Genomic DNA, 4859 nt, shown 5'->3' with positions numbered 1-4859 from the left:
TCGGCATATCCATGGCGCGAACATGGGGGTATCGGCGGCGGCTTATTTGCGGGTCGGCGGTTTCGCGCCGCTGGAACATAGCGAGGACGTGGCGCTGGTCGAGGCGCTGATTGCCGATGGCGCGTCGATCGCATGGAGCGCGGCGCCGCGCGTGGTGACGAGCGCGCGGACGGACTTCAGGGCACGCAAAGGGTTCGGCGCCACGCTGGTCGACGTGAGCCGGCGGTACTTCCTGGCGTCGTCGGATGAGGATGGGGTGTTGGCGGCTTGATGTACGGGCCTCAGCGCGCCCGCAAATCCCCCGGCACATCGACATCGCGCAAGATATTCGCATCGTCGACATCGATCTTTTCCACCGTCTCCGACATGAACAGCGCGCGTGCCCCGGCGTCGCCATCGAGCGCGCTGAGCGTTTGAAGGTGCATCGCGCCAAACCCCGCCGGATGCCCACGCTGCCCGCGATAAAACGGCGCCACGATCGATGCGCCCGCGTCCAGCGACCGCGCAACCGCCTCTACTGTTCCCGGCTCGATCCACGGCATGTCGCCAAGCGTCACAAGCCATCCTTCCGCTTCGGGCGTCGCGCGCACCGCGGCGGCGAGCGTCGCGCCCATGCCGCGTTCGGCATCGATGCAAAACATCACATTGCAGCCCGCTTCGTTCAAGACTTCAGCCAGCTTTTCCGATCCCGGCCGGACCACGGCAAGCACGCTCGATACCGCCGACAACAAGCGCCGCGCCGATTGGAACACGACGGGCGTGCCGTCGGGCAGCGTGGCGAGGAGCTTGTTGTGCAGGCCGCTCGGGTCAAAGCGGGAACCATAGCCGGCGGCAAGCAGGATGCCGGTAGCGCTCGATGAATAACTCATGGCCGGCGTCCTGACGAGGGGTTAAAGAAAGAAGCGTCGATTTTGACAAGCCGGATCGCTCGCGGCAAGCACGAAAAAAACCGTGCGGCTTTGCAACGCCGCACGGTTTCAGAACGTAAAAGCCATCAAACCATCGTCTTGGGCATGACCTTGTCGAGCGTGATCGGCAGATCGCGCACGCGCACGCCGGTCGCGTGATACACCGCGTTTGCGATCGCGCCGGCCACGCCCGTGATGCCAATTTCGCCAATACCCCGCACGCCCAGCGAATTGATATGCGGATCGGTCTGGCCCAGCACGGTGATATCGATCGTGTTGATATCAGCGTTTACCGGCACGTGGTACTCCGCGAGATTGGCGTTCGTGTAGCGGCCGTAACGCGGATCGAGTTCGCTCTTCTCGGTCAGCGCCGAGCCGATGCCCCATACCACGCCGCCCATCAACTGGCTGTGCGCGGTTTTTTCGTTGAGCAGGCTGCCCACGTCGTACACGCTCACCACGCGTGCTACGCGGATCGTGCCGAGATCGGCATCGACGTGAACCTCCGCAAATACCGCGCCGAACGAGTGGAACGCGTACTCCTTTTTCTCGTCGCCGGGCTTGACCGTCGCCGTCGCTTCGATCGGCTTGCCGCCGTTCCTCGCGATAATCGCCGCCGCCGGATCGCGTTTCGCCGGGTCCGCGCGGCTGATGACCCAGCCGTTGTTGACTGTCACGTCATCGGCCGAAGCGCCGGCGAGCGGCGAACCCGAGTCGGCGATGGCCATCGCGATCAACTTGCCGCGCGCCTGAGACGCAGCTTCACGCACTGCCGGCGACACGCTCGCCGCCGATTGCGATCCGCCCGATACCGGCGCTTTCGGCAACGATGAATCCCCGAGCGCGAACGTGACCATCTCCATTGGGAAGCCGAGGGCATCGGCGGCGACTTGCGTCATCACGGTGAACGTGCCGGTGCCGAGATCCTGCGTGCCCGATGCCGCCATCGCCGTGCCGTCGGGCAAGATTCGCACAACCGCCGATGCCTCGCTGCGATTCGCCGGATACGTCGCGGTCGCCATGCCCCAGCCGATCAACGTGTTCCCTTGCTGCATGGAACGCGGTTTCGGATTGCGCCGCGACCACCCAAACTTCGCGGCGCCCTTTTCGTAACACTCGCGCAACGACTTCTCCGACCACGGTTTTTTCTCCTGCGGTTCCATGTCGGCGTAGTTCTTGAGGCGCAACGCGAGCGGGTCCATGTTCAACTGGTACGCCATTTCGTCCATCGCGGATTCGAGCGCGAACGAGCCGCTCGTCTCGCCCGGCGCGCGCATGAACGTCGGCGTGCCGATATCGAGTTTCACGAGCTTGTGCGTGGTTGCCTGATTCGGCGTGGCGTACAACATGCGCGTGAGAATGGCGGAGCTTTCGTTCCAGTCCTCGAACGTGGATGTCGTCGATATCACGTCGTGGCGCATGCCGGTAAGCGTGCCGTCATCGCGTGCGGCGACCTGGAAGTGCTGTTCCGTGAACGGCCGGTTGCCGACCATGCCGAACATTTGCGGACGTTCCAGCACGAGCCGCACGGGCCGGCCGGTCTGCTTCGCGGCCATCGCGGCGAGCACCACGTGCGACCACGCCGATCCCTTGCAGCCGAATCCGCCGCCGACGAACGGGCAGATCACGCGCACGTCGTCCTCGCTGATGCCCAGTGTCTTCGCGACCGCGCTGCGCGCGCCGGATACGCCCTGGGTTGCATCGTAGAGCGTGAGCTTGGGGCCGTCCCAGCGCGCCAGCGTGGCGTGCGGTTCCATTGGATTGTGGTGCTCGTTCGGCGTGGTGTAGACCACGTCGAGCCGTGTCGGACCCTGGCGCAGGCCGGCGGCAACGTCGCCGCGTTGTGTATCGATAGGCCGTCCCATCATTTTTTCCGGCCTGTATGCCGAACCCTTCGCGCTCTGATAATCCGCGTTGGGCGTGGCGGCCTCATACTTGATCGATGCCTGCAGCTTGCGCGCGCCATCGGTTGCACGTTCAAGCGTATCGGCCACTACGACCGCAACGGGCTCGTTGCTGTAGCGGACTTCATCGGTTTGCAGCAGGGTCAACCGGCGTACGGCCGGCGGCGATGCATCCGGCTTGCCGCCATTGGGCAGGCGCATCGCGGTTTCATGCGTCATCACGAGCAGCACGCCGGGCATGGATTGCACGCGTGCGGTGTCCATCGACAGCACCCGTCCACGCGCAATCGTGCTCGTTACCAGCACTGCATGCGCGAGCTTGGCTTCGGGGTTGTCGGCGGAATAACGCGCCTCGCCGGTGACCTTCAGAAGGCCGTCGGTGCGATCGAGCGGTTGTCCGAGAACACTCATGCGACACCTCCAGCGGTTGAAACGGCGCGAACGATCGCGCGCTGAGCCAGCTCGATCTTGAAGCCGTTCTCGCGATAACCCTTCGCGTCGCGCACGGCGAGCGCGGCGGCGCGTTGCAACGTGTCGTGCGACAAGGTCTTGCCGACGAGCATCTGCTCCGTCGTCATCGCCCGCCATGGTTTATGCGCGACGCCGCCCAACGCGATGCGCGCCGTCTTCACGGTGTCGCCATCCATCTGCAAGGCGGCCGCGACCGAGACGAGCGCGAACGCATAACTCGCGCGGTCGCGCACCTTCAGATAATGCGAATGCTCGGCGAACAAGGGCGGCGGCAAGTCAACCGATGTGATCAGTTCGCCCGGCTTCAGCGTGGTATCGACTTCCGGATGATCACCCGGCGAACGATGAAACTCCGCAAACGGAATCGCACGTTCACCTTGCGGACCGTTCACGCGTACGACGGCGTCGAGCGCGGCGAGCGCCACGTTCATGTCGGAGGGGTTCGTCGCGATGCACTGATCGCTCGCGCCAAGAATCGCGTGAATGCGATTGTTGCCTTCCAGGGCTGCGCAACCGCTGCCTGGCGCGCGTTTATTGCACTGCTGGAAACCGGTGTCGTAGAAGTAATAACAGCGCGTGCGTTGCATCAGGTTGCCGCCGACGGTTGCCATGTTGCGCAATTGCGCCGATGCACCCGCAAGAAACGCCTGCGACAAAAGCGGATATCGCTCGCGAATCCACGCATGGTTCGCGGCGTCGCTATTGCGAACCAGCGCGCCGATACGCAAACCGCCATCGGGAAGCGGCGTCACGGCGCCGAGTCCGTCGATATGCGTGATATCGACGAGCTTCGACGGCCTTGCGACGCCGCCTTTCATGAGGTCCAGCAGATTCGTCCCGCCGCCGATAAACGCAACGCCCGGCTGTTGTGCAGCCTTGATTGCCGCGCTGACATCGGCTGCGCGTTCGTAGGAAATGGCATCCATGTCGCGCTCCTAGGCCTTGTTGATCGCGACGACGGTTCTGACCGCCGAGACAATATTTGGATACGCGCCACATCGACAAATATTGCCGCTCATGCGTTCGCGGATTTCATCGTCGGAGAGGTGGGCCGGGCGGAAGCGGACATCGGCGGTGGCGGCGCTGGCATCGCCGGCGCGGAATTCATCGAGCAAGGCCGTGGCCGAGCACAGTTGCCCGGGCGTACAGAATCCGCACTGAAAGGCATCGTGTTCGATGAAAGCCGCCTGTATGGGGCTCAGCGTCTGCGCGGTTGCAAGACCTTCGACGGTCGTGATCGATTCGCCTTCGTGCATGACGGCGAGCGTCAGGCAGGAGTTGATGCGCCGGCCGTTTGCGATCACCGTGCACGCGCCGCATTGTCCGCGGTCGCAGCCTTTCTTGGTTCCCGTGAGGCTCGCGTATTCGCGCAGCGCGTCGAGCAGCGTGGTGCGCGCTTCGAGTTGCATTTCGTAAGGATGACCATTGATTGTCAGCTTCACGGGCATCAGAGGCGCGGCGGCGCTCGGATTAGTCGATGGCGTGGGCGCTTCGGCGCTTACCGGTTGTTGCTGGGCGTGCGCCAGGGGAGCGGTTGAGACTGCTGCGGCGGCTGCAGCGGATTGCAGGAAACGGC

The 4859-nt window shown here is 64.0% G+C and carries 4 protein-coding genes and 1 pseudogene; 1 reads left to right on the top strand and 4 read right to left on the bottom strand.

Features of this window, described 5'->3' with window-relative positions:
* Window positions 1–271, top strand: a pseudogene (locus ACFFAR_RS24820) (glycosyltransferase family 2 protein); the annotation flags it as partial.
* Between the two features lie 10 nt (window positions 272–281).
* Here ACFFAR_RS24820 and ACFFAR_RS24815 read toward each other — a convergent pair.
* The 4 genes from ACFFAR_RS24815 to ACFFAR_RS24800 form a co-directional block, all read right to left on the bottom strand.
* Complete coding sequence (locus ACFFAR_RS24815; RefSeq protein ID WP_174365005.1) at window positions 282–869, bottom strand: NTP transferase domain-containing protein; 588 nt, start codon at window positions 867–869, stop codon at window positions 282–284.
* Between the two features lie 125 nt (window positions 870–994).
* Complete coding sequence (locus ACFFAR_RS24810) at window positions 995–3223, bottom strand: molybdopterin cofactor-binding domain-containing protein (RefSeq protein WP_174365006.1); 2229 nt, start codon at window positions 3221–3223, stop codon at window positions 995–997.
* A complete protein-coding gene (locus ACFFAR_RS24805) occupies window positions 3220–4209 on the bottom strand; it encodes an FAD binding domain-containing protein (protein ID WP_375508632.1) in 990 nt (329 codons plus the stop codon). Before ACFFAR_RS24805 ends, ACFFAR_RS24810 begins: the two co-directional genes overlap by 4 nt.
* A gap of 9 nt (window positions 4210–4218) precedes the next feature.
* Window positions 4219–4859 (bottom strand): 2Fe-2S iron-sulfur cluster-binding protein (locus ACFFAR_RS24800; protein WP_375508631.1); only part of this gene is annotated, 641 nt, incomplete at its 5' end.

Source organism: uncultured Caballeronia sp. (genome assembly GCF_964243625.1).
GTDB lineage: Bacteria > Pseudomonadota > Gammaproteobacteria > Burkholderiales > Burkholderiaceae > Caballeronia.
The sequence above is the reverse complement of the archived record's forward strand: the minus strand, read 5'-3'. Positions and strand labels throughout refer to the sequence as shown.